The sequence below is a fragment of the Providencia sp. PROV048 genome (genome assembly GCF_033688165.1).
In the GTDB taxonomy this organism is placed as follows: domain Bacteria; phylum Pseudomonadota; class Gammaproteobacteria; order Enterobacterales; family Enterobacteriaceae; genus Providencia; species Providencia hangzhouensis.
Map to the genome: position 1 here is coordinate 2,017,466 of NZ_CP096360.1, position 25,941 is coordinate 2,043,406.

At 40.1% G+C, this 25,941-nt stretch carries 20 protein-coding genes; 11 read left to right on the forward strand and 9 right to left on the reverse strand.

The genetic code is table 11. From position 1 onward, the window contains the following. Positions 1 to 4 precede the first annotated feature (4 nt). The gene (locus M1F26_RS08775; protein WP_140172245.1) at positions 5 to 2,026 is read left to right on the forward strand and encodes a tRNA(Met) cytidine acetyltransferase TmcA; all 2,022 of its coding nucleotides are present in this window, start codon (positions 5 to 7) and stop codon (positions 2,024 to 2,026) included. On the opposite strand, the gene M1F26_RS08780 is transcribed toward M1F26_RS08775, so the two are convergent. After that, positions 2,007 to 2,198, reverse strand: coding sequence for a YpfN family protein (locus tag M1F26_RS08780; RefSeq protein WP_112307944.1), 192 nt, complete (start codon positions 2,196 to 2,198; stop codon positions 2,007 to 2,009). The two genes, M1F26_RS08775 and M1F26_RS08780, sit on opposite strands and share 20 nt — an antisense overlap. A 716-nt stretch (positions 2,199 to 2,914) precedes the next feature. Between M1F26_RS08780 and M1F26_RS08785 the strand changes: the two genes are divergently transcribed. Beyond that, positions 2,915 to 3,307, forward strand: a complete 393-nt coding sequence (locus M1F26_RS08785; RefSeq protein ID WP_140172244.1) for a DUF454 family protein — start codon at positions 2,915 to 2,917, stop codon at positions 3,305 to 3,307. Positions 3,308 to 3,361: 54 nt separating this feature from the next. On the opposite strand, the gene M1F26_RS08790 is transcribed toward M1F26_RS08785, so the two are convergent. The 4 genes from M1F26_RS08790 to M1F26_RS08805 all read right to left on the reverse strand — a co-directional run bounded on the left by M1F26_RS08790 (position 3,362) and on the right by M1F26_RS08805 (position 6,309). Continuing rightward, a complete protein-coding gene (locus M1F26_RS08790) occupies positions 3,362 to 4,030 on the reverse strand; it encodes a M15 family metallopeptidase (protein ID WP_140172243.1) in 669 nt (222 codons plus the stop codon). Then, positions 4,027 to 5,157, reverse strand: coding sequence for a succinyl-diaminopimelate desuccinylase (gene dapE, locus M1F26_RS08795; RefSeq protein WP_140172267.1), 1,131 nt, complete (start codon positions 5,155 to 5,157; stop codon positions 4,027 to 4,029). Before dapE ends, M1F26_RS08790 begins: the two co-directional genes overlap by 4 nt. 13 nt (positions 5,158 to 5,170) lie before the next feature. Then, on the reverse strand, positions 5,171 to 5,542 hold the full coding sequence (locus M1F26_RS08800; RefSeq protein WP_227528968.1) for an ArsC family reductase: 372 nt from the start codon (positions 5,540 to 5,542) through the stop codon (positions 5,171 to 5,173). Between the two features lie 146 nt (positions 5,543 to 5,688). Beyond that, positions 5,689 to 6,309 carry a LuxR C-terminal-related transcriptional regulator gene (locus M1F26_RS08805; protein WP_140172242.1) on the reverse strand — a complete coding sequence of 207 codons (621 nt, stop codon included), beginning with the start codon at positions 6,307 to 6,309 and terminating at the stop codon, positions 5,689 to 5,691. A 530-nt stretch (positions 6,310 to 6,839) separates the two neighbouring features. On the opposite strand from M1F26_RS08805, the gene maeB reads away from it, so the two are divergent. The 5 genes from maeB (at position 6,840) to M1F26_RS08830 (ending at position 15,597) form a co-directional block, all read left to right on the forward strand. After that, a complete protein-coding gene (maeB, locus tag M1F26_RS08810; protein WP_004253593.1) occupies positions 6,840 to 9,119 on the forward strand; it encodes an NADP-dependent oxaloacetate-decarboxylating malate dehydrogenase in 2,280 nt (759 codons plus the stop codon). Positions 9,120 to 9,237: 118 nt separating this feature from the next. Then, positions 9,238 to 10,104 (forward strand): ChaN family lipoprotein, encoded by an 867-nt coding sequence (locus M1F26_RS08815; RefSeq protein ID WP_227528969.1) that lies wholly within the window; start codon positions 9,238 to 9,240, stop codon positions 10,102 to 10,104. A gap of 145 nt (positions 10,105 to 10,249) precedes the next feature. Next, positions 10,250 to 11,053 (forward strand): energy transducer TonB, encoded by an 804-nt coding sequence (locus M1F26_RS08820; RefSeq protein WP_140172241.1) that lies wholly within the window; start codon positions 10,250 to 10,252, stop codon positions 11,051 to 11,053. A gap of 12 nt (positions 11,054 to 11,065) precedes the next feature. Continuing rightward, positions 11,066 to 13,198 carry a S9 family peptidase gene (locus M1F26_RS08825; protein ID WP_140172240.1) on the forward strand — a complete coding sequence of 711 codons (2,133 nt, stop codon included), beginning with the start codon at positions 11,066 to 11,068 and terminating at the stop codon, positions 13,196 to 13,198. 140 nt (positions 13,199 to 13,338) lie between these two features. Further along, complete coding sequence (locus M1F26_RS08830) at positions 13,339 to 15,597, forward strand: TonB-dependent receptor domain-containing protein (RefSeq protein ID WP_140172239.1); 2,259 nt, start codon at positions 13,339 to 13,341, stop codon at positions 15,595 to 15,597. A gap of 62 nt (positions 15,598 to 15,659) precedes the next feature. On the opposite strand, the gene xseA is transcribed toward M1F26_RS08830, so the two are convergent. Further along, complete coding sequence (gene xseA, locus M1F26_RS08835) at positions 15,660 to 17,027, reverse strand: exodeoxyribonuclease VII large subunit (protein WP_140172238.1); 1,368 nt, start codon at positions 17,025 to 17,027, stop codon at positions 15,660 to 15,662. A gap of 171 nt (positions 17,028 to 17,198) precedes the next feature. On the opposite strand from xseA, the gene guaB reads away from it, so the two are divergent. Both guaB and guaA read left to right on the forward strand, forming a co-directional pair. After that, the gene (gene guaB / locus M1F26_RS08840; protein ID WP_140172237.1) at positions 17,199 to 18,665 is read left to right on the forward strand and encodes an IMP dehydrogenase; all 1,467 of its coding nucleotides are present in this window, start codon (positions 17,199 to 17,201) and stop codon (positions 18,663 to 18,665) included. 85 nt (positions 18,666 to 18,750) lie between these two features. Then, entirely contained in the window at positions 18,751 to 20,328 is a 1,578-nt protein-coding gene (guaA, locus tag M1F26_RS08845) for a glutamine-hydrolyzing GMP synthase (protein WP_136135441.1), read from the forward strand. Positions 20,329 to 20,451: 123 nt separating this feature from the next. Here guaA and M1F26_RS08850 read toward each other — a convergent pair whose 3' ends face one another. Both M1F26_RS08850 and M1F26_RS08855 read right to left on the reverse strand, forming a co-directional pair. Beyond that, a complete protein-coding gene (locus tag M1F26_RS08850) occupies positions 20,452 to 20,934 on the reverse strand; it encodes a glutathione peroxidase (protein WP_140172236.1) in 483 nt (160 codons plus the stop codon). Positions 20,935 to 21,587: 653 nt separating this feature from the next. Further along, entirely contained in the window at positions 21,588 to 22,682 is a 1,095-nt protein-coding gene (locus tag M1F26_RS08855) for a porin (protein WP_004253827.1), read from the reverse strand. 380 nt (positions 22,683 to 23,062) lie between these two features. On the opposite strand from M1F26_RS08855, the gene alr reads away from it, so the two are divergent. Further along, positions 23,063 to 24,292 (forward strand): alanine racemase, encoded by a 1,230-nt coding sequence (gene alr, locus M1F26_RS08860; RefSeq protein ID WP_140172235.1) that lies wholly within the window; start codon positions 23,063 to 23,065, stop codon positions 24,290 to 24,292. A 208-nt stretch (positions 24,293 to 24,500) separates the two neighbouring features. Continuing rightward, a complete protein-coding gene (locus M1F26_RS08865) occupies positions 24,501 to 25,238 on the forward strand; it encodes a phosphatase (RefSeq protein WP_004253839.1) in 738 nt (245 codons plus the stop codon). A 102-nt stretch (positions 25,239 to 25,340) separates the two neighbouring features. Here M1F26_RS08865 and M1F26_RS08870 read toward each other — a convergent pair whose 3' ends face one another. Further along, positions 25,341 to 25,811 (reverse strand): GNAT family N-acetyltransferase, encoded by a 471-nt coding sequence (locus M1F26_RS08870; protein WP_167732496.1) that lies wholly within the window; start codon positions 25,809 to 25,811, stop codon positions 25,341 to 25,343. Positions 25,812 to 25,941 lie beyond the last annotated feature (130 nt).

Sequence of the window (25,941 nt, forward strand, 5' to 3'; positions counted from 1 at the left end):
TACGATGGTGAAATTGCTTCCTGTTATTATCGAACAGCTACATATGGTTGGCATGCGTCGTCTTATGGTTCTTTCTGGTGACAGTGCGTGGGTGGAACAGCAACTCAACGAACTTCAGACAGCCATTGATGGCGACTGGTTAACCATTTCAGCGAATTTGCCACAAGGGGTTTCCCCAGAGAATGCACATCTATTATTGGGCCGTGAATTTTTACATGGCATCTTTGATGCACGTAAAGGTTTTCATAGTGAAGCCCTAGCCATGCTTGCTGGCACGTTAAAAGCAGGGAGCTTGTTAGTTTTATGTACTGCACCTCAAACTGAGTGGGCGACAAATGCTGATCTAGACAGCCTACGTTGGAATGAACAATTGGGGCTCATTCCAACACCGAATTTTGTTCACCATCTGCAACGGACTTTCCAAACATCTTCCGATATTTTATTTTATAAACAAGGAGATGAGCCTGATTTTTCATTACTAAATAACAAACCATTATGGCAAGCACCGACAGGCCTGCCAACAGAACAGCAGCAACAAATAATTAGCCAATTATTAAAAGCAAAACATGGCATTTGGGGCTTGATAGCCCCGAGAGGGCGCGGAAAATCTGCAATAGCTGGGATGTTAATAAAACAATTTATGGGAGAGTGTTGGTGTTGTGCTCCCGCCAAAGTGGCAACGGAAGTTTTAAGTCGGCATGCAGGACAAAAGATTAATTTTTGGTCCCCTGATAGCCTATTAGCGTACTGCCGCAGCAATGAAAAAATAACAGCAGATTGGCTAGTCATCGATGAAGCTTCTGCTATTCCTAATTATATCTTACGTGAGCTGGTGGGGTATTTTCCTCGAGTTCTATTAACTACGACAGTCGATGGTTATGAAGGAACTGGGCGCGGTTTTACGTTAAAATTTTGTGCAAGTTTAGCTCATTTCACTTTACTGCAACTTGATAACCCAATGCGCTACGCGGCTAATGATCCCTTAGAATTGTGGGTCAATGAGGCTTTATTGCTGCAAGAACCCACCACTCAAACGGTTCTTGCTGGAAATACTGAATATAAAGCGTTAACTCAGGCATCATTAGCGGAAAATAATGAGCAATTAAAAGCGTTTTATGGCTTATTGATGAGTGCACATTATCGAACGTCACCATTAGATTTACGACGACTATTGGATGCCCAGCAACAACATTTTATGGTGGCAAAAGCCGAGTCTGATGATTGTACCTATTTAGGTGCATTATGGATGGTAGATGAAGGACAGTTAACCGAATCATTGAGCTGGCAAATATGGGCTGGGCTTCGTCGACCAAGAGGAAATTTAGTTGTCCAATCTTTAGCAGCTCATAGTTATTTCCCCATTGCGGCACAATGGCTATCTCGCCGAGTGATGCGTATTGCCGTTGATGCGAACCACCGTAGGCGCCAAATTGGTTTAACGCTTTTAGAAAAACAGAAAGCAATTGCTACAGAGCAAGGGTTAGATTTTTTATCTGTTAGTTTTGGATTAACACCAGACTTAGTCGCATTTTGGCAAAAAGCGGGCTTTCGGTTAATACGAATAGGTTCGCATAAAGAAGCCAGTAGTGGCTGTTTTACCGCGATGGCTATTTTACCTATTTCAAACCGTGCATACCAACTTTGTGAACAAGGCGAATCCCGATTAAAACGTGACCTATATTGGCGCAGTGATTTACAAGAGTTTGCGTTCGAAACGGATCCACAGCAGCAACTAGTGACAGATGATTGGATAGAACTGATCGGTTTTAGTGAGTTTAAGCGCCCAATTTCGGCGAGTACAAGTGCAATTATGCGTTTATTGAGGGAAGAAACAAACGGGCTTCCTCTCCTCAGACGGCATTTTGTATTATGTGAACCTATCTCCAAGATTTGCGCGGATGTCGGTATTACAGGGCAAAAGCAATGGTTAAAACGAGTAAGAGAAGAGGTTGGTATACAGGTAAAACAATACCAACTAGCACTTTTAGCTGAAATAAAGCAGAAAATTACTTCTTCTTGTCTTTAGGCCAATCGTCTTCATCATCCCAAAGATGGTTATTATCCTGATGCGGAGGGATTTCAGGCTTGTTATCTAAAAATTTTTTGGGGTCCAATTTCATCATTTCTTTGACTGAGTTCCAGATAAGCCCAACCAATAGGAGCAAGATTATCCACCAGTAGTCTGTCAACCATTGCATATTCACCTTCCATTCGTCATTCTTTGAGCTGTCTGTGCGTTGATATCGCTCAGTTACCCTAGTCACATACTTTTGTATGCTCCTAGGGATGCCTTCTCTCATCGCCTTCATACAACTCAAATAATTTAGAATGGAACCGAGAGAGCCATTCTTTTGAGCTGTCTGTGCGTTGATATCGCTCAGTTACCCTAGTCACATACTTTTGTATGCTCCTAGGGATGCCTTCTCTCATCGCCTTCATACAACTCAAATAATTTAGAATGGAACCGAGAGAGCCATTCTTTTGAGCTGTCTGTGCGTTGATATCGCTCAGTTACCCTAGTCACATACTTTTGTATGCTCCTAGGGATGCCTTCTCTCATCGCCTTCATACAACTCAAATAATTTAGAATGGAACCGAGTGAGTCATTCTTTGAGCTGTCTGTGCGTTGATATCGCTCAGTTACCCTAGTACATACTAGTGTATGCCTCTATTGTGTTTTTTTGCATCTTTTCATCGAAACTAAATGATATAAAGAAAAATAAATATCTATCATTGAAACCTCAAAGATTCCTGAGAAAGAAAGCTATGGGAACAATAATCATTCCAATCGGCAAAAGCGACTTTTCATTAAGCGTGTTTACCATTAGAGTATACCATTGATATTATTATGAGTTACCACAGATTTTATGCGGCTTTTACCATTTGATTTATTTATTCGGGAGGAGGGGTAATTTTGAAAAAATTGTTCCTCATTGTTATTGGATGGTTAGCTGTTGCGCTGGCTTTTGCTGGCGTTATTCTTCCTGTTTTGCCGACTACGCCTTTCTTGTTATTAGCGGCATGGTGTTTTTCTCGTTCATCTCCACGCTTTCACCATTGGTTATTATATCGCTCTTGGTTTGGGGGATATATCCGTCACTGGCAAAAGCATAAAGGGCTACCGAAAGGGGCAAAACCAAAAGCAATTGTATTGATAATACTCACTTTTTCACTATCAATCTGGGTTGTTAGCTATTTATGGTTAAAAATTGGTTTATTGGCACTGTTGTGTTGGCTGCTTATTTTTATGTATCGGCTTCCAGTTGTTGATGAAAAAATTGCCACGAAAAAGAAAAAAGCCCCATAAATTATGTAGCGTAATCTATGAGGCGTGATAGAAGTTGCTCTGTTAGCTTAGAAATTATTCAGGAGCTTTAATATAGCGTTCGAATACATAATCTAAGTTACTGTTTAGCCAGTTTTTTCCGCAAATATCCTCTTGTAGGAGAACTTGTTTAATGACTTCTAGCGTTAAAAGCTGTTCAGCTTCATGGGATAAAGGCCAGTAGCTAATATGCCAAGGTTCATAGGCAACCCCTGAATTTTTTGCAGTGAAAGGGCGATAAAAATCAAATGTCGCCATGTTATCCGTCAGCCAGTGGTTCAGTTCAGCAAAATAGCCACCAGTTTCATATTCCCAAGGCTCTAACTGTAACGTTTGCCCTGAAGGAATACGTAATGGATCATAAACATCTATTTCGGTTCCCCAATGGTGGCGGCTTGCACCGGGTAATGCAGACCAATGTAAAATAGCTTCACAAAGCTCGCCTTCAGAAAGCGTTGTAATATCTAAAGGTTGGCTTTGTGCATCAAGAACAGGGCGGAGACCGGTAAATTTTTCATTCCAAATTAACTGTTGACGTGAAAAATCACGAAATGCACTTGCCGATTGTAACTTGAACCCTGACTTTACAGCCGCTTGTTGCATGGCTAAAAATGCTTTGGTGGCATTGAACTGTAGGCGATGAGAACCGCCAAGTGTCACTAAATGGTCAGTTGAGCGGCCTGTTAACATGGCAATAGTGATCATAATAACAATAACTCCATGACCCGTTCATAAATTAAGGCCAGCTGTTGCAAGTCTTTGACGTTAACGCATTCGTCAACTTTATGTATGGTGGCATTCAGTGGGCCGAGCTCAATAACTTGAGTCCCCATTTGGGCGATAAAACGGCCATCGGAGGTTCCACCGCTTGTGGATAACTCTGCATTAAGACCAGTTAATTCATGAATTGCTTGCAAAGTTGCAGTGACAAGTTCTTGTTTTTCAGTTAAAAATGGTTGCCCAGATAATGACCACTCTATTTTATATGTTAAGCCATGGCGTTCTAGCATGCTAGTGACCCTGTCACGTATTTGTGTGTCGGTCAATTCTGTGCTAAAACGAAAATTAAATTGAATAAATAACTCACCAGGGATCACATTACTTGCCCCAGTACCTGCATGGATATTGGCAATTTGCATGGTGGTGGCAGGGAAGAACTCATTGCCGTTATCCCAGATAGTTGAGGTGAGCTCTTGTAAAAAAGCGGTTGAGCGGTGAACCGGGTTGTCCGCTAAATGGGGATAAGCAACGTGTCCTTGTGTACCCAAAATAGTTAAATTCGCTGTAATAGAGCCTCTTCGACCATTCTTTATGATGTCGCCTAATTGTGATTGGCTTGACGGCTCACCGACTAAACAGTAATCAACGCGTTCATTACGTGCCATCAATGTTTCGACCACTTTGACCGTGCCATCTAGCGCATCGGCTTCTTCATCTGATGTGATTAAAAAGGCCAAACGCCCTTGATGTTGAGGGTGCTTTTTGACAAAGCGCTCTGCGGCGACAACCATTGCTGCGACTGAGCCTTTCATATCAGCAGCACCGCGACCATACAAATGTTGATTGATAATTGTCGGGCTAAAAGGGGGTGTTTGCCAATTTTCACTATTGCCTGCTGGTACGACATCGGTATGGCCTGCAAATGCGAGGGTTGGACCTTGAGTACCTCGATGTGCCCAAAAATTTAATGTGTTACCAAAATGCATGGGTTCAACGGTAAAACCGAGTTGGTTTAAACGCTCAGTCAGTATCGCTTGGCAACCTTGGTCATCAGGGCTGATAGAAGGGCGTGAGATCAGTTCTTTGGCAAGTTGAATAACTGGGCAATCCATCATAACCGCCTGATTATCGAATGAAGTTTTGGTAGTCATTTGCGCTAAACCCAACTAAGTAACGGTTGTCTGGAGAAACAAGTACGGGTCTTTTGACCATGGCGGGCTCTGCAATTAGCACTTTTTTCGCGCTATTTGAGTCAACCACTGCATTTTTTTCATCATCAGTCAGTTTACGCCAAGTTGTTCCTCGTTTATTTACTAACACTTCCCAATCAATATGTTCCATAAAGGTAGAAAGTAATTTATCGCTAATACCATCAACACGATAATCATGAAACTGATAGTTAACTCCATTGTCTTCTAAGTAACGGCGTGCTTTTTTAATGGTGTCACAGTTTTTAATTCCGTACATGATATAAGGAGAGTTAGATGTATTGGGCATATGATTTTCCTCAAAAAACTAGCGATAATCCATACATAATGAGGCAAAAATCGCTTAGGATCTAGCCCAAATGTGAGAAATATATAATAAACTTATAATTAAATTATTCGTAATTTAGCTTTGTTAATTAATATAATTAGAAAAAATTATCTTGAACGCATGTAAATTAAGCTAGCTTCAAGACGAGAGCGAACACGTAATTTTTTAAGAATATTTCTAATGTGAACTTTAACCGTTTCTTCAGAAATAAAAAGTAAATTAGATATTTCACGGTTTTTTAAACCCACAGCTATTTCATGTAAAATTTCAGATTCTCGCCGTGTCAGTGATGAGAGTGGGTCATTATAATTATGACGAGAAATAAGATGCTGATATATTTTTTCACTGAAAACTAATTGCCCTCTAGAGGCTTTCTTCATACTATAAAATAACATGTCAAGCTCACTGCTTTTTAATAAATACCCTTGAGCTCCTGCATCAATAGCGCCATATATATCTGTTTTAATTGTTGAAGCAGATAACACTAATAAGTAGCTATTATTGCAGTGCTTACGAAGTAATCGTATCGTTTCAAATGTTTTAATACCTTGAATATTGGTATCTATAATAATTAGATTAGGCTGTAGCTGCCTTGCAATGCTTAAGGCCTCGTAACAACAAGAGGACTCTGCTGTGACAATAAAGTGCGTATCGGTATTTATGAGCTGGCGCAATCCCAAGCGTATAAGAGGGTGCTCATCAACAATCATTACGGTATATTTAGACATAGAGGGTTCCTTTTTCATGTCTTAAAATTCAAGGTCTAGTTTGATACTTTCCATAAAATAGACAGTTTAATTTTGATATATTTATTATATTTAATTGGAGTATTAATAATTGTAAAATCAGTATGGGAATTCTTAATGTTACTTCTTTGCTTAATATATTATATCCCTCGCTAATAACAATAAGATACTTGTTGATAATACATTAAAATTAGAAAATTCATATCTAATATTTAAATCAATATTAAACGGAGAAGGTATTTAAGATAGGGTTCATAATGTAATTAATTTTTTATATATATTAACCTCATAGAACTAATAATAAATTATTTTTAGTTAATATCTTAAAAATTAGAGAGGTGTTTCGATATAGTAAAATATAATCAATGTGATTACGTTTTACTCTAGCGGTGACCTAACTCTATTGTAATTGAAAGATTTTTCTGGAAATTGCCGGTATGATCATGATTTGCTAGTGAGATGTGTTTATACTGTTATCGCTCTTACCTTACTTATTTTGAAAGGACTTGACGATGGATGACAAATTAAAACAAAGTGCTCTTGATTTTCATGAGTTTCCACATCCTGGGAAAATTACGGTTACCCCAACTAAACCACTAACAACCCAGAGAGATCTCGCATTAGCATACTCACCAGGTGTTGCAGTGCCATGTCTTGAAATTGCAGATGACCCACTTAAAGCTTATCGTTACACCGCTAAAGGTAACCTTGTCGGGGTCGTGTCTAATGGTACGGCTGTCCTTGGGTTAGGTAATATCGGTGCTTTAGCTGGTAAACCTGTCATGGAAGGAAAAGGTGTACTATTTAAAAAGTTTTCTGGCGTTGATGTCTTTGATATTGAAGTTGATGAAACAGACCCAGACAAGTTAGTTGATATCATTGCGTCTCTTGAGCCGACTTTTGGCGGTATTAATTTAGAAGATATCAAAGCACCAGAATGCTTTTATATTGAACAAAAACTTCGTGAGCGGATGAAAATCCCTGTATTCCATGATGACCAACACGGTACCGCAATCATCTGTACTGCCGCTGTTATCAATGGCTTACGTATTGTTAAAAAAGATATTGGTGATGTGCGTCTGGTGGTTTCTGGCGCCGGGGCGGCATCAATCGCTTGTATGAATTTATTAGTCGCGTTGGGGTTGAAACGCGAACATATCACCGTTTGTGATTCAAAAGGGGTGATTTACAAAGGCCGTGACGAACGCATGGATGTCACCAAAGCCGCGTATGCAATTGAAGATAACGGCCAACGTACTTTGGCTGATGCGATTCCTAATGCAGATATTTTCTTAGGCTGTTCAGGTCCACGTCTTTTAACGCCAGAAATGGTGAAAACCATGGCAAAAGATCCTCTAATCTTAGCATTGGCTAATCCTGAACCCGAAATTTTACCACCTTTGGCAAAAGAAGTTCGCCCTGATGCCATCATCTGTACTGGTCGTTCTGATTACCCAAATCAGGTTAATAACGTATTATGTTTCCCATTCATTTTCCGTGGTGCGCTAGATGTTGGCGCAACAACGATTAATGAAGAAATGAAACTGGCTTGTGTATATGCCATTGCAGACCTTGCATTGGCTGAGCAAAGCGAAGAAGTGGCTTCTGCGTATGGCAACCAAGATTTATTCTTTGGCCCTGAATATATTATTCCGAAACCATTTGACCCGCGTTTGATTGTGAAAATTGCGCCAGCAGTGGCAAAAGCAGCTATGGATTCAGGGGTAGCAACGCGTCCAATTGAAGACTTTGATGCCTATATCGAAAAATTAAATCAATTTGTTTATAAAACAAATTTATTCATGAAACCTATTTTCTCTCAAGCTAAGACGGCGAAAAAACGCATTGTATTAGCTGAAGGGGAAGAAGAGCGTGTATTGCATGCGACTCAAGAACTAGTGTCTTTAGGTTTAGCTTTCCCAATTTTAGTTGGGCGCCCAAGTGTGATTGAAATGCGTATTCAAAAACTCGGCCTACATATTGAGTTAGGTAAAGATTTTGAAGTAGTTAATAACGAAAACGACCCGCGTTATAAAGAATATTGGCAAGAATACTACCAAATCATGAAACGTCGTGGTATTTCCCAAGAAATGGCGCGCCGTGCGGTGATTAATAACCCAACCTTAATTGGTGGGATCATGGTGTTGCGTGGCGAAGCCGACGGGATGATTTGTGGTACGGTGGGCAGTTATGGCGAACACTATGAAGTTGTTAAAGATTTATTTGGTTTCCGCGAGGGTGTTCATGCAGCAGGTGCAATGAATGCATTGTTATTACCAACGGGTAATACGTTTATCGCAGACACTTATGTCAATGAAGACCCTTCACCGGAAGAGCTAACTGAAATCACGTTAATGGCAGCGGATACAGTAAGACGCTTTGGTATTGAGCCAAAAGTGGCTCTGTTATCGCGTTCTAGCTTTGGTTCTTCAGATTGCGCATCTGCACAAAAAATGCGTGATACGCTAACGATGATCAAAGCACGTGACCCACATTTGGAAATTGATGGTGAAATGCATGCGGATGCCGCATTAATTGAATCTATCCGTAAAGATGTGATGCCTGATAGTCCATTAAAAGGTTCAGCAAATTTATTAATTATGCCAAATATGGAAGCAGCACGTATTAGTTATAATTTACTGCGTGTCACAAGCTCTGATGGTGTGACTGTCGGGCCAGTGTTAATGGGGGTTGCGAAACCTGTGCATATATTAACACCAATTGCTTCGGTACGTCGTATCGTGAATATGGTGGCATTGGCAGTGGTTGAAGCACAAACAAATCCACTCTAAGGGTTAATATTAATTAATTTGTGTTAAAGGCTTCTATGATTTTATAGGAGCCTTTTTATTGAAAATGATTATCATTATCTGTATCTTATTAGCTTGACAACATAAGATGGAAAGCATAATGATTTCAATAAGATTGACCTCTCAAATAGCCACTTTAATGGTTGGGTTATTTTTCCTTATCGGTTGTACACAAAAAATTGAACCGACAATCGTACAATTAGATAGCCAACTAACAGTAAGCAACCAAATTATTGACTTAGCAACAGGTAAGTCTTTAACACCTCAGCAATTAGTTGAGCAGCTTGCTCAATCTCCACGTGTGATTGTTGGAGAAAAGCATGATAACCACTATCACCACCAAATTGAGCAATGGCTTGTACAGGAAATGCCAAAAATACGGCCTCAAGGTGCGGTTTTACTCGAAATGTTGACACCGTCGCAGCAAAATAGTGTGAACCGTGTACAGGCGCAGATGCAAAATAACCCTTATATTCGTGACGAAAAGCTACAGTCCGCCTTAAATTGGAATAGTGGTTGGCCTTGGGAGCAATATGGGGCTTTAATCCGCCATTTGCTGAGCTCGCCTTATCCGCTACTGTCGGCAAACCTAGATAAAAAAGAGGTACTTGCCGCCTACGCTAACCCGTCATCAGTAACGGGGCAATATTCAGCTCAACCCATTGTTCAAGAACTTATCAGTAAAACGATTGAAAGTTCTCATGGTGGGGAACTGACAGCGGAACAAGTGGCTAAAATGACCTTTATACAGCAGTTGCGTGACCGCCGTATGGCAGAGTCGTTATTAAATGCACCTACACCCGCGCTTCTATTCGCAGGTGGCTATCATGCAACAAGAGCTATTGGGGTACCTTTACATGTACAAGACCTCGCACCTGACGAATCAGTCAAAGTGTTAATTATTTCAGAGAGAGGGGATGAAATAGACCATTTACATGCTGATTTTGTTTGGTATACACCTAAATGATGACTAAATAATAGCAACCTAATGATTTCAAAAAAGTTAATTTTGTGAAGTATTCTTTATTTTCATTAGGAAATGATTTCCATTTTCGTTTGTTATTAATTATCATTTGCGTTTGTGTGAAGATACATAAGTACATAAGATAAAAATGAGTATAACAACATTTGAAAATGAGTATTTAAAGCGAACGACGAAGATGAGTGGGTGGTTCGCATTGGCAATTGCTCTTCATGTCGCTGTGGTTGGGGGCTATATATGGGTAACTTATAATCAACAATGGGAAGAGCTATTGCCTCCACCATCAGTGGTGATGGAAATTTCGATAGAGTCGCAAGCCGAACAATTGACAGAAGTTAACATTGGTCAATTACAAGAGTTAGCGGTGGCAAGTCAGGCACATGAGGCTCCATCAGAAGAGAAAATTATCCCACCATTAGCCATCAATGAGCAGGCAGAAGTGCAAGTGGCTAATACGGCGAGTACAAAGCGAAATGTTGAAGTAAAAAAACAAAAACATGAAAAGCAGGTGGTTGAACAAAAACAAGCGACTGATTCAAAAGCCAATGATGCCCCTGTCACCAGTGATGCAGCAGCGCCATTACAGACTCAGAAAATTGCCGCAGAATTTAATAGCCAATCACAATCGATAGAGAACGCGAAAAGGCTGTGGGAAGCACAAGTATTGGGGAAATTAAATAAATACAAGCGTTTCCCTGAAGATGCCGTAAGGCGAGGGCGAGTTGGTCAATCAGCAGTAACATTTACGGTTGACTCACAAGGTTTTTTACTTGATAGCGAGCTGGTGAGTTCATCTGGAACGCGATCGTTGGATAGAGAAGCCTTGCAGGTTTTATCAAGAGCGGCACCTTTACCTGAACCACCTACCGAGATTTTAATCAATGGGCAGGTGACAGTCAGGATCCCTATTGATTTTACTCTTAATGAAAAATAGATTGGATGAATTATGCGTAATAAACTTACTGAGTTTTGTCTTATTACATTACTTGGTTTATATGCAGCAACCAGTGCTGCGGAGGATAGAATGTCAGCACCAATAGCCAAAAAACAACCACATACAATGACTACTCACGGAGATGTCCGTGTTGATAACTATTATTGGTTAAGAGATGACCAACGTGAGTCTCCAGAAATTATCGAATATCTAACGCAAGAAAATGACTATACAAAGCAACAATTAGAGAAAGGTGAGTCGTTAAAAAAAGAGATTTACGATGAACTATTTTCGCGTATGAAGCAGGACGATGAGTCAGTTCCCTATAATTATAATGGTTATACTTACCGCTCACGAGTGGTTGCGGGAAAAAATTATTCTATCTATGAAAGACGTCCGGTGAATAGTCAGGGTGAATGGGTTGTATTAGTTGACGGTAATGAACGTGCCGAAGGCACTGAATATTATCGTATGGGCGCGTTAGCTATTTCGCCAGATAATACCACGCTTGCCATTGCCGAAGATCGCCAAGGGCGTAATGAATTTGCAGTGTCATTTCGAAAAATTGATGAGAGCGAGTGGCAAGAGAATGTATTAACCAATACATCAGGGAATATTGTTTGGGCTAATGATAACCAAACGCTATTCTATGTGAATAAGGACAAGCAAACATTGCTTCCTTATCAAGTGGTTAGGCACCAATACGGTACACAGCAAACTCAAGACAAACTGGTGTATGAAGAAAAGGATGATACTTTTTACGTTAGTTTAGCGAAATCGACGTCAAAAGATTTTATTTTAATAGGTGTCACGAGTACTGAAACTTCTGAATATCGGTTAATTGATGCAAATCAGCCACAAAATGATGCTAAAATCTTAAAACCACGTCAAGTTGGGGTTGAGTACTATCCTGATCATTTCAATGGTAAATTCTATATTCGTTCTAATCACCAGCACCCATTGTTTGGTTTATATATTGCAGACAATATTTCAGCGCCGTGGGTAAGCTTTATTGCACCACGTGATGGGGTTGATCTTGAAGGTTTTGCGTTATTTAATAACTGGTTAGTGGTAGAAGAGCGCCAAAACGGCTTAGTAAATATTCGCCAAATCAGTTGGTTAACGCATAAAGAAAACCAAGTGAGCTTTGATGACCCAACTTACATGGCGTGGATTGGGAATAACCCTGAGCCTGATACGGACACATTACGCTACGGCTACTCATCAATGACCACACCGTCTTCAGTATATGAAATTAATATGCTGACTCAAGAAAAACAGCTTTTAAAACAAGAAGAAGTTAAAGATTTTAATAAGCAAAATTACCAAAGTGAGCGTATTTGGGTCACAGCACAAGATGGGGTAAAAGTCCCTGTTTCCTTAGTTTACCGTAAAGATCTTTTCAAACATGGTCAAAATCCATTGTTAGTCTATGGTTATGGCGCTTATGGATATGGCATAGACCCTTCTTTTAGTTCATCTCGTTTGTCTTTATTGGATCGCGGTTTTGTTTACGCGATTGCACATATTCGTGGTGGTGGTGACTTAGGTAAAAATTGGTACATACAAGGCAAAACAATCCACAAAATGAATACATTTACTGACTTTATTGATGCAACCAAAGGGTTATTATCAGAAGGTTATGGTAAAGCAGGGCATGTGTATGCCATGGGGGGCAGTGCGGGTGGCTTATTAATGGGAGCGGTGGTGAATATGGCGCCTGACTTATACGAGGGTGTTGTTTCCGCTGTTCCATTTGTAGATGTGGTAACCACAATGTTAGACCCATCAATCCCTCTGACCACTGGGGAATACGATGAGTGGGGTAACCCTGAAAATGAAGAAGATTACTGGCGAATTAAAGCGTATAGCCCTTATGACAATATCAAAGCACAGCATTATCCACACATATTAGTGACGACAGGGCTACATGACTCACAAGTTCAATATTGGGAACCTGCAAAATGGGTGGCTAAATTGCGAGATATTAAGCAAGGCAACTCATTATTATTATTAGAAACGAATATGAATGCAGGGCATGGTGGTAAATCGGGCCGCTTTAATGCATTAGATGATATTGCCCAAGAATATAGCTTTATTCTTATGCTTGAAAATAAAGATAAATATTTCCCTTATTTAAAATAATAATTAACCTATAAAAACTAGGTTATTTCAGGCCAACAACAATATTAATGACATTGTTGTTGAGCCTTTTCACAGGCTTTATTTGCTCTGTGTTAGCAGTGTGAGCGTATGACACACAGTACGTTTACAGGAATGGTTTAATGAATAATAAAACAATAATTATGGTTGCTGGTATTATTACGATTAGCTACCAAGGGATTGCTTTGGCTGAAAATAAGCAACAGCAAAATAAGCAGAAAGAGGGTGTGGTTAATTTTAGCCAATTAAAAGTTTCAGGTGCACAAAAACAGACACCATTAGTCAAGGCATTGGAAAAACCGGGTGCTTATAGCGCGGTGGGTACGGAAAATAAATTGCAGTCGATGGATAAAATTATTCGTACCATGCCCGGAACCTATACTCAAATGGATGCCAGCCAAGGTACCGTTAATGTCAATATTCGCGGGTTGAGTGGTTTTGGTCGCGTGAATATGATGGTGGATGGTGTCACGCAAAGTTATTATGGAATTTCCCCAAGTCAATATACACATGGACAACAGCCAAATAATGATTTTGGCGCTTTAATTGACCCAAATTTTATTGTTGAAGTTGAAGTAGAGAAAGGGCAATTAAATGGAGGCAATAGTGTTAACGCTTTAGCAGGGAGTGCAAATTTTCGTACTATCGGTATTGATGATGTGATTTTTAAAGATAATGTATATGGGCTGCGTAGTAAAGCTAGCTGGGGAGATAATGGTCTCGGTTATAATGGCATGGTAGCGGTCGCAGGAAAGACATTATTGCAAGATGATGGCTATTTTGGCGGTTTAATTGCGGTTAGCGGCCATAATATTCCTGGCAGTTATAAAAATGGTGATGGGTTTGATAGTGATGAATTTGCCACCGACTCCACTTTCAAACAAAAGCCACAATCGCAATTAGCTAAATTGAAATATAAACCTAATGACAGCCATGAATTAGAATTCAGTGGTCGTTTCTTACAAAATAAGCTCACACGAAGAAAGATTAATAGTGAAGATTATTATATTAAATATAAATATACGCCGCTAAATGAATTAATTGATGTTGAGGTTTTAGCGAGTCATGGAAAAAATGACCAACAATTTGAAGGTGACTCATTAGGTTGGGCATTAAGGCAAGGTAAATCCAAAAATATTGGCGATGGTCTTAATCTTTCTAATACAAGCCGGTTTTCCTATGGTGATATTGATTTTGAATGGAAAATAGGTTCTAAGTTATCTAAAACGAAGTATGAGCGAGAGGTTAGTTCTGTTATTGACCAAGATACGTTGAACTATAATCCATTCTCGCCAAGTGGGTCGTTAGATCTTGCGAGCGTATATACACAATTGGAAGCCAAGTATGGGATCTATACAGCAATTTTTGATTTGAATTATATGAATTATCACTTAAAAGGTTTTAAACCTGCATGTGGTGATCAAGATTTTTGTTTTCCACAGGAAGCTGCAACTTTAAATTTACGGGGTAATGGTTTTAACCCCGGAGTTTTATTATCAGCAGAAATTATTCCTGAATTCCAGCCATTTGTCAGTTATGCGCATTCAATGAGAGCGCCGAATACGCAAGAAGTTTTTTATTCTCAAGAAGGTGGTAATTCAATGAACCCATTCTTAAAAGAAGAGAAATCACAGACATGGCAAGTTGGTTTTAATAGCTTTAAACCGGATTTAATTTTTGAAGGTGACCAATTTAATATGAAGGCATTATGGTTCCATACAAAAATTAAAGACTATATTACGAGTAAGCCTTATTTACTTTGTCGCCCAAGATCAAATGCTGAACTGGCTTGGTGTTTAATGAATGATGATGTATGGGACAAAGAATTCCCAGAATTTATGCGTAAAAGCTATATGTATGTCAATGAGCCTCATGATGTTAATCTTCGTGGCTATGAATTACAGGCTAATTATGATGCAGGTATAGTTTATTCAACATTATCCTATACCAAAGAAACTGGGGATCAACCTAACTCCATAGCTAAGGTTGCTGATTTTAGTGCGGGAGATTTCACTGAGCTTCCTGATTATTATGTGACCTTGGATTCAGGTGTGCGTTTATTGGATGAAAAATTAACCGTAGGTACAACTATTACATGGACCGGCCCTTCAAAACGAATTGGTGTAGAGTCTATCGTTGATAACGATGGAAATGCACTAAAAGATAAGTATGAAAAACAACCTACAATCATTGATTTATATACAGACTATGAAGTTAATAAAAACTTTAAATTGATGATGACGGTCAATAATATCACGAATAAAAATTATTCGGATGCACTAAATCGTGCAAATTCTACCGCTATTATGGAAGAACGCGGTAAAAATAATGCAACAGCTAGAGGGCGCACTTATATGATTGGCGGACAGGTGCGTTTCTAATCAACGTATCAGTTTAATACCACTTATCTCGTTATTTTTATCGAGATAAGTGGATAAAATAATTATTTCAATACTCTTTTGGCTTTAACCTTCTCAATATGGGTGACTTGGCTTTCAACCCAGCCATCATTAAGGCGAGTTTTTAGTGGTTGGCCGACTTTCACTTGGCTGGTTTTTTTCAACACTGTACCTTTAGCGGTTTCACTAATACTAAACCCGCGAGCTAAGGTAGCTAATGGGCTAACCGCTTCCATTTTTGAACAAGCTACTGCGAAACGTTGGCGGTAACTATTAACCAAACTCGTGACCATATTCTGCAAATGATACTGTGTCTGCTGCAACTGTCGCTGCTGTTTTTGCAGCTGAGGGCGCAAATCATTTTGCAGTAAACGGCGATTAACTTTTTCGAATTTAACCGTCGAATTTTGTAGTTGTCGAGTCATCGACTGCGCCAATTTTTGTTGCAATAAATTAAGTTGATTATGTTGCCGTGCCAAACGTAATTGTGGGTGTTGTTGCTGTAAACGGTGATGCAAACGAGCAAACCTTTGTTGTTGACCTGCTACGTAATAATCCATTGCCATTTCAAGGTGTTGCTGCGCAGATTTTAGCTGACGGAGCATTTCTAACTGGTTACGGCTAACAAGCTCGGCCGCTGCAGATGGGGTGGGTGCTCTTACGTCCGCCACATAGTCGGCAATCGTCACATCGGTCTCATGACCAACAGCGCTAATTATAGGCAGTTGACTAGCAAAAATGGCTCTAGCAACGATTTCTTCATTAAATGCCCATAAATCTTCAAGTGAACCGCCCCCGCGACCGACGATCAACACATCACATTCTTGACGCAAATTTGCTAGCTCAATCATCCGAGCAATTTGTGCTGGTGCCATCTCACCTTGAACGGCCGTTGGGTAGATAGTGATAGGCAGGGAAGGGTCGCGACGACGTAAAATATTTAAAATATCATGTAGGGCTGCACCTGTTGCCGAGGTAATGATACCGACGGATTTAGCTGGGCTAGGTAGTGGTTTTTTATGAATAATATCAAACAAACCTTGGGCACTTAGTGTTTGTTTTAATAGCTCAAAACGTTGTTGCAGTAAGCCTTCACCGGCTGGCTGCATACTTTCAAGAATTAATTGGTAGTCACCTCGAGGCTCATATAAGGTCACTGTCGCTCGAACTAAAACTTGCTGGCCATTTTGTGGGCGGAAAGTGACTCGTGCATTTTGCCCACGGAACATTGCCGCACGCACTTGAGCCCGGTCATCTTTTAAGGTTAAGTACCAATGACCTGAACTTGGTTGTGAAAAATTGGAAATTTCAGCTGTTAACCAAATACGCCCCATTTGGCTATCGAGAAGTTCCCGAACCGATTGGTTAAGCTTACTAACAGAGTAAATTGCGCTATTTTGTGAAGTCGACATGTGAGCCAGATCAAATTTTAAAACAATGACTTAATCGATAGATACTAACGCAGCTATAGGAGTTATCAAGTTTTTTTTCAAAAAAGTGCTGGAAGCAACCGTTTTCGGTGTGTATAATGCCGCGGCAATATTTTATACCTTTCCATAACGCTGCCTGGTGGGATATTGCCTATGTTACGCATTAAAAAAGAAGCACTTACTTTCGACGACGTTTTACTCGTTCCTGCACACTCAACCGTATTACCGAATACCGCAGATTTATCAACTCAACTGACTGCAAACATCCGCCTGAACATTCCTATGCTTTCTGCAGCCATGGATACTGTCACTGAATCTGATCTTGCTATTGCATTAGCACAAGAAGGTGGCATTGGTTTCATCCATAAAAACATGACTATTGAGCGCCAAGCGGAAGAAGTTCGCCGCGTGAAAAAGCATGAAAGTGGTGTCGTCACTGACCCTGTGACAGTAACGCCTGATACTACCATTCGTGAAGTGCAAGAAATGGCTGAGCGCAATGGTTTTGCAGGTTACCCAGTAGTTGCAAACGACAACTCATTAGTTGGTATTATTACGGGCCGCGATGTTCGTTTCGTGACGGATTTGGACCAGCCTGTTACTGCTGTGATGACGCCAAAAGAACGTTTAGTCACCGTGAAAGAAGGCGAAGCACGTGAAATTGTTTTACAAAAAATGCATGAAAAACGTGTAGAAAAAGCCTTAGTGATCGATGATAACTTTCATTTGTTAGGGATGATCACCGTTAAAGACTTCCAAAAAGCAGAACGTAAGCCAAACGCGTGTAAAGACGAGCAAGGCCGTTTGCGTGTTGGTGCTGCTGTTGGTGCTGGTGCAGGAAATGAAGAGCGTGTTGACGCGCTGGTGGCTGCTGGCGTTGACGTTTTATTAATTGACTCATCACATGGTCATTCAGAAGGTGTATTACAACGTATTCGTGAAACCCGCCAAAAATACCCTGACTTACAAATCATTGGCGGTAACGTAGCAACCGCGGAAGGGGCGAAAGCGCTGGCTGATGCAGGTGTTAGCGCCGTTAAAGTCGGTATTGGCCCTGGTTCAATTTGTACAACTCGTATCGTAACTGGTGTGGGTGTACCACAAATTACAGCTATTGCAGAAGCGGCAGAAGCCCTTGAAGGTACGGGTATTCCTGTTATCGCGGATGGGGGTATTCGCTTCTCAGGTGATATCTCTAAAGCTATCGCGGCAGGCGCAGCCTGTGTGATGGTCGGCTCAATGTTCGCAGGAACTGAAGAGTCTCCGGGAGAAACTATTTTATTCCAAGGCCGTACTTACAAAGCATACCGTGGTATGGGTTCACTGGGTGCGATGTCTAAAGGTTCGTCAGATCGTTACTTCCAATCTGATAATGCAGCAGACAAATTAGTGCCAGAAGGCATTGAAGGCCGCGTAGCATACAAAGGTCACCTAAAAGAAATCATTCATCAACAAATGGGTGGCTTACGCTCCTGTATGGGCCTGACGGGCTGTGGTACTATTGATGCATTAAGAACAAAAGCAGAATTTGTTCGCATCAGTGGAGCCGGTATCCAAGAAAGCCACGTTCATGATGTTACTATCACGAAAGAATCTCCAAACTACCGTTTGGGGCAATAATTGATAAAGTTTCTCAGGGTGGCGCATTCATTTGATTGCGTCACCGATTCTTATTTTTGACTTGAATTTTTGGAATTCTCCTCAAATGACAACAAATATCCATAAACATCGCATTCTTATTCTTGATTTCGGCTCGCAATATACACAGCTGATCGCCCGTCGTATTCGTGAAATTGGCGTTTACTGTGAACTCTGGGCGTGGGACGTTACAGAAGAACAAATTCGAGGATTTAATCCAAACGGTATTATTCTTTCTGGCGGGCCAGAAAGTACGACTGAGTCAGATAGCCCACGAGCTCCTGATTACGTATTTAATGCAGGTGTTCCTGTATTAGGTATTTGTTATGGCATGCAAACCATGTCAATGCAGTTGGGTGGTGCAGTTGAAGTCTCTGGTGAACGTGAGTTCGGTTATGCCAATGTCGAAATCACTGAGCAATGTGAATTATTCCGTGATATTCATGACTCTCTGAACGAAGCTGGCAAACCAGTACTTGATGTCTGGATGAGCCATGGTGATAAAGTTACAGCTATCCCTGCTGATTTTAAAACTATCGCCAGCACGCCAAGCTGCCCATATGCCATCATGGCAAATGAAGAAAAGAAATTCTACGGTGTTCAATTCCACCCAGAAGTGACTCACACTCACCAAGGCCTAAATATTTTAACGCGTTTTGTGAAAGATATTTGCCAATGTGAAGCCCTGTGGACACCAGCGGCAATTATCGAAGACACAGTAGCGCGTTTAAAAGAGCAAATTGGTGATGACCATGTACTGCTCGCATTATCGGGTGGTGTTGATTCATCGGTTACGGCATTGCTATTAAACCGTGCAATTGGTAAACGTTTAACCTGTGTGTTCGTTGATAACGGTTTATTGCGTTTAAACGAAGCAGACCAAGTAATGGAAATGTTCGCAGGTAAATTTGACCTGAACATCATCCATGCAAAAGCTGAAGATCGCTTCTTAAATGCATTAGCTGGGATCAGCGATCCAGAAGCTAAACGTAAGAAAATTGGCCACGTATTTATCGAAGTATTTGATGAAGAGTCATCTAAGCTGCCTAATATTAAATGGTTGGCTCAAGGGACGATTTACCCAGACGTCATCGAATCAGCAGCATCAGCAACGGGCAAAGCGCACGTTATCAAGTCTCACCATAACGTAGGTGGTCTGCCGGATGACATGAAACTTGGTTTAGTTGAGCCATTAAAAGAATTGTTTAAAGATGAAGTCCGTAAAATTGGTCTCGAATTAGGCCTCCCGTACGATATGCTGTATCGCCACCCATTCCCAGGCCCAGGTTTAGGGGTTCGCGTGTTAGGTGAAGTGAAGAAAGAGTACTGTGACTTATTACGTCGTGCAGATGCTATCTTTATTGAAGAACTGCACAAAGCAGATTTATATCATAAAGTTAGCCAAGCATTTACCGTATTCTTACCTGTCCGCTCTGTTGGCGTCATGGGTGATGGCCGTAAATATGACTGGGTTGTTTCACTGCGTGCAGTTGAAACCATCGACTTTATGACCGCTCATTGGGCACATTTACCTTATGACTTCTTAGGCCGCGTTTCAAACCGCATCATTAATGAAGTCGATGGTATTTCCCGCGTCGTTTATGATATCAGCGGCAAACCACCTGCGACTATTGAGTGGGAATAATCCCGCAATAAGAACTCGCTGGCACTGACTAGTAAAATAATGACTTAAGCCCATGTAAAAATGGGCTTTTTTGTTTTTTAGTCTTTAATAGCATTCGATTTAATTGAGCAAATTAGTGAACACTTAAATTTGAAGTGCCGAAAGGATTATTGCTTCCATTTTTTCAGGGGTAGTGAATGGTGCGAAGCGTTTGAGCGGTTTACCGTCACGCCCGACCAAGAATTTAGTAAAGTTCCACTTGATCCGCCCACCCATTAGACCTGGTAGCTCGTTTTTCAGGTAACGGAATATCGGGTGAGCAGAGCTCCCATTAACGTCGACTTTTTCGAATATTGGAAAGCTCACTTCGTAGTTAATAAAGCAGGTCTGCGCGATTTCCTCAGCGCTACCGGGTTCTTGTCTGCCAAACTGATTACAGGGGAAACCAAGCACCACAAAGCCCTGAGGAGCATATTTCTTGTAGAGTGATTCTAAGCCGTTGTATTGTGGTGTAAAACCACAATGACTGGCGGTATTAACGACGAGAACCACCTTATCAGCGTAGTCTTTCATAGAGATAAGTTGCCCGCCGAGACTTGTCGCTGCTAATTGATGAAAGGGGGCCATAGTAGGATCCTTAGAATAGAGCTAATCGACATAAGCCAATATAGCCGCTGATTGTGTGGTAGGTCTGAAGTCTTTTACCTGGCTATCTTGGCAAATTTTAAAGGTAAAAACAACATACTGGCTGTTCTCCCATTGATTGAAATATTAGATATTAGCCCTTTGCTTTAATCCCGCTATAAACATTCGCTGGCTAAATAATGATACCAGCCCGTGTCAAAGTGGAGGGAGCTTATGGCATCAACAGCCTCTCATGTTCCTTTGCAACCAACTCAGTCCCATCTTTTGGGCAGTGAAATGCGGCAAAACAGCCATGCTAATACCCGCTTGGATCGCGCTAAATTGTGCTGACATCGTACTAGTAGTGAGCCTGCAAGCCCTTCAGTTTTTTACTGGTGCCTTTTTTTATTAGTACCAAATACGTTAGAAAAAATAGGTATACCATTATAGGAATTTATTTAGGAAAAGGGGCCTCTATGTATGGGGTTAGATACTTTTGTATCTTACAACTGCTTTATCGAGGGTAAAGCAACAGAGCTTCCCGTTCCTAGGGAATAGGTCATGAAGATGATGAGAGATATTTTTATTGTCAAAGCTTACCCGTAAAAAAGCGCCTGTAATTTACAGACGCTTTTGCTTTTCACTCAATTCTAAAATTAGAACTGATACACTAACCCTAAACCAAGTACGTTATCGGTATTCACTTTGTAGTGGTCAGTAAAATCATTATCGTTTAACAAGTTGATTTTATAGTCGATGACAGCACTTAGGTTTTTATTAAAGTCATAAGCTGAGCCGATGGCGATATAATTTACTAATTCTTTATCTCCAAAGCTGCCTAAGTTTTTACCTTTGGAATAGTTATAGCCAATTGATGGGGTTAAACCGAAGTCAAAAGAATATAGGGCAACCACTTCCAAGTTCTGAGTTTTATTTGCTACTGACTCCATATTATCATTACCAAAACGGCTCATATTAAGCGTTTGGCCATACATGACTGCGAAATAGAGATCTTCGTATTCAAATTTTCCCCCTACGTTCCAAGCTTCAGCGCGTTTACCAGTCGCACTGCTAGTTGTGGCATCTTTTTGCTTTGGTGTACGGGAAGATGAGGAGTAACCACCACCGAGGGAAATACCATAACCTAATTCATAAGCTGTAGATAAACCAAAACCATCGCCGTTATCGGTTAATTCATCACCGGATGACAGGTTTTGTTCGCCATTTTTCCCCTGATATTGTAATGCAAAGCTTAAACCATCAATGTAACCAAAGGCATTATTATTGCGATAAGTGAGTAAATTACGGTTACGGCTTAGCATGTAGTTATCTTCTTGATCCATCGTATCCGCTCCCCAGAGAGGTAATACGTCTGTCCAAGCATTGGTATCATAAATAACACCATAATTGCGGCCATAATCAAGGGAGCCGTAATCTGCAAATTTTAAGCCTGCATAAGCTAAACGATTACTATTTTCTTCAGTTGATTCTGATTGGTTAGTTTTAGTTTCCCATTCAAAACGTCCAAAACCAATGAGTTGGTCGGTGATTTGTGTGTCACCTTTTAGCCCCAGTCTGACACGTGAGTCATCACCATCTTCGCCACTACGGCTTTTGGCAATATGATGGCGAACATCGATTTGCCCATACACATCAAGCTTATTACCATCTTTATTGTACATTTCAGCGGAGTTAGCAACATTAGCAGTAAGTAGTGTTGGAATAATGAGTGCGAGTAATTTGTACTTCATAACATAGCCTTATGGATTAAGTGATATTTAGCAATAGTTCCTAATTGATAGTTATTATCATTTAGGCATTTTAATTCGCCAAATAAAAAATGTAACAAAATTAAATATTAGTGAAACAATACAGCTAACTTATTAAATAATAAAAATAATTTAATTTATGGTGATTTCAACCAAATGTTTTATTTTTAGAAAATCAAAATCAATGTGATGAAAGAGTTATGTTTATGTATAAGTGATTTTTTATGCATAAATCGTGAATTATTACTTGTTTGAAATGCTAAGGTTGGTATTATTTAAAACCTATACAAATTTTGTCTATATCAACCCAGAACCCTAAAAATAATATCTTGGTAGAAATCACTAGATATAAGGAATAATAAGTGGCTTTACGTTTGAAATATCTGGCATTACTCCCTTTATTAGTTGCTGCGACAGCTTGTCAGCAACCAAATAATATCAAAACACCAGTAGAAACTTATGCGACACAAAACCAACCTGCGATGGTTAATAACGCATGGATTGAAATATCACGTGGTGCATTAGATTTTAATATCAAAAAAGTACAAAACTTGCTGGGGGATAAGTCTTCTCTGTGCGCTGTTTTGAAAGGGGATGCCTATGGACATGACCTTTCTTTAGTTACGCCAATAATGATTGAAAATAATGTGCAATGTATTGGGGTAACAAATAACCAAGAGCTTAAAACCGTGAGAGACTTAGGTTTTAAAGGCCGCTTAATGCGAGTGAGAAGTGCGACAGAACAAGAAATGGCTCAGGCTACACAATATGAGACAGAAGAGTTAATTGGTAATTTAGCAATGGCGCAGCGCTTGAATGCGATTGTGAAAAAACAAAATAAAGTGATCCCTATCCATCTTGCGCTAAACTCGGCAGGGATGTCCCGTAATGGGCTAGACGTCAGTAGTGCATCTGGCTTAGATGAAGCAAAACAGATCGCGGAGTTATCGCAATTAAAAATCGTGGGCATTATGTCTCATTATCCAGAAGAGGATGAAGCTCAGATCCGTAAAGACCTTGCGAAATTCAAGAAAGAGTCTCAACAAGTCTTGAATGTGACAGGGTTAAAACGTGAAGACATTACATTACATGTCGCGAATACTTATGCAACCATTACCGTACCAGAATCATGGTTGGATATGGTACGTGTAGGTGGTATTTTCTACGGTGATACCATTGCGACAAATGACTATAAACGCGTGATGACGCTGAAATCGAACATTGCCTCTGTCAATCATTATCCGAAAGGTAATACAGTGGGTTATGATAGAACCTATACCTTGAAGCGTGATTCTGTATTAGCCAATATCCCTGTAGGTTATGCAGATGGCTATCGCCGTGTATTTAGCAATGCGGGACATGCATTAATTAATGGCCAGACAGTTCCTGTTTTAGGAAAAACATCAATGAATACGGTCATGGTTGATGTTACTGATTTAAAATACGTTAGCCCGGGAGATGAAGTTGTATTTTTTGGCAAACAAGGTCATGCTGAAATTACGGCCGAAGAGGTTGAAGACATCAGCGGTGCATTATTTACCGAAATGTCAATTTTGTGGGGTGCAACCAATAAACGTATCTTAGTTGATTAGGTTAATTTTTAATTCCGTATATTTTAACCCGCAATAATCGCGGGTTTTTTTATCCTAAATGTCTCTTCGGATTTTATCCAATATGTCGATAAAATGCGGTTTAGGGGAATGACTATCGAAACTTATAAGCTGATATGTTAGGTTGGTAGAGTCTTTTTTGAGCGGATTGACTCAGAAGGAAAATAAAAGAATTAGAAGGATATCATTTATGTATCAAGTTGATTTACATGCGCATACCATTGCCAGCACCCATGCATATAGCACTGTTAATGAATATTTTGCTGAAGCCGCAAGTCGAGGTGTGAAACTCTTTGCGATTACCGACCACGGCCCTGAAATGCAAGATGCTCCACATGAATGGCACTTTGGTAATATGCCTATCTTACCGAGAATTGTTGATGGCGTTGGTTTATTGTACGGTATTGAAGCGAATATAAAAAACAAGTTGGGTGAGACAGACTGCAATGAAAAGATTGCTCGTCATTTGGATATTATTTTAGCTGGTTTCCATGAACCGGTTCTTGAACCCCAAAGTTTAGCTGATAATACAGAAGCTATGATTGCCACGATCCGTAGCGGTAAAGTGCAAATAATTACCCATCCGGGAAATCCCAAATATCCCATTGATATTAAAGCGGTAGCACAAGCTGCGAAAGATTGTAATGTGGCTTTGGAAATGAATAACTCCTCATTCTTGCATTCAAGAGCGGGTAGTCAAAAGAATTGTTTAGAAATAGCAAAGGCCGTTAAAGAAACTGGCGGGTGGGTAGCATTAGGTTCGGACTCGCATTTTGCTGGGTATCTCGGCCGTTTTGACCGCGTAGTTGAAATGTTGGAATCAATTGATTTTCCGCAATCACAAATTTTAAATGTTACTCCACGCCGTGTATTGGATTTTTTAGAGTCCCATGGGCGTAAGCCTATCCCTGAATTTGCTGATTTTTAATAGTTATTCAGTTATTTAACATTGCGTTCTTAAAGACAGTCAATATTAGGTATAATAAAGCCACAAAAGGTTAGTGGCTTTTAATTCAAGTTATATTGAAAGTTATAATTCAATTTCCATTTGAACACAATTTAACTCAACTTGAGCAAGAGAAGAGTAGTAGCTAGCATGCTTAATCGAAGTAAATCCATGTTTCTGATAAAAGCGTTCCGCATTCGGTGATGAATCTAATACCAATTTTTTAATATTTCGCTTTTTGGCTTCAGCTTTAATAGCATCTAATATTAAGCCCGCAGCTCCGCAGCCAGTGTACTGTGGTAAAGTAAATATGGCATCAACACTGTTAGCCTCTAGATTAAGATAGCCAGTTGCAACGGGTTCATCATTTTTATTTACCGCGACAAAGAATGGGTTATTCCTCACAATACGTATATAACTTACTGGCATTTCATCAGGTGTCCAGGCACTGATCGTTTTTGCATCAAAACTCGTTGTACAACCATGGCGAATGGCTTGGTTGCGTATAAACCAAAGATATTCAGCTTCATCGGGAGTTGCTAACCTAATTTTCATCATGATACACCTGCTAATGTTTTTTTATTTCTTTCATAGAACAAAAAGTACAGTTAAAAAGCAATATATATAACAGAAAGAAAACTAATTTGAATATGGTATACTCACTCTTATTTTTAAATCAGTGACT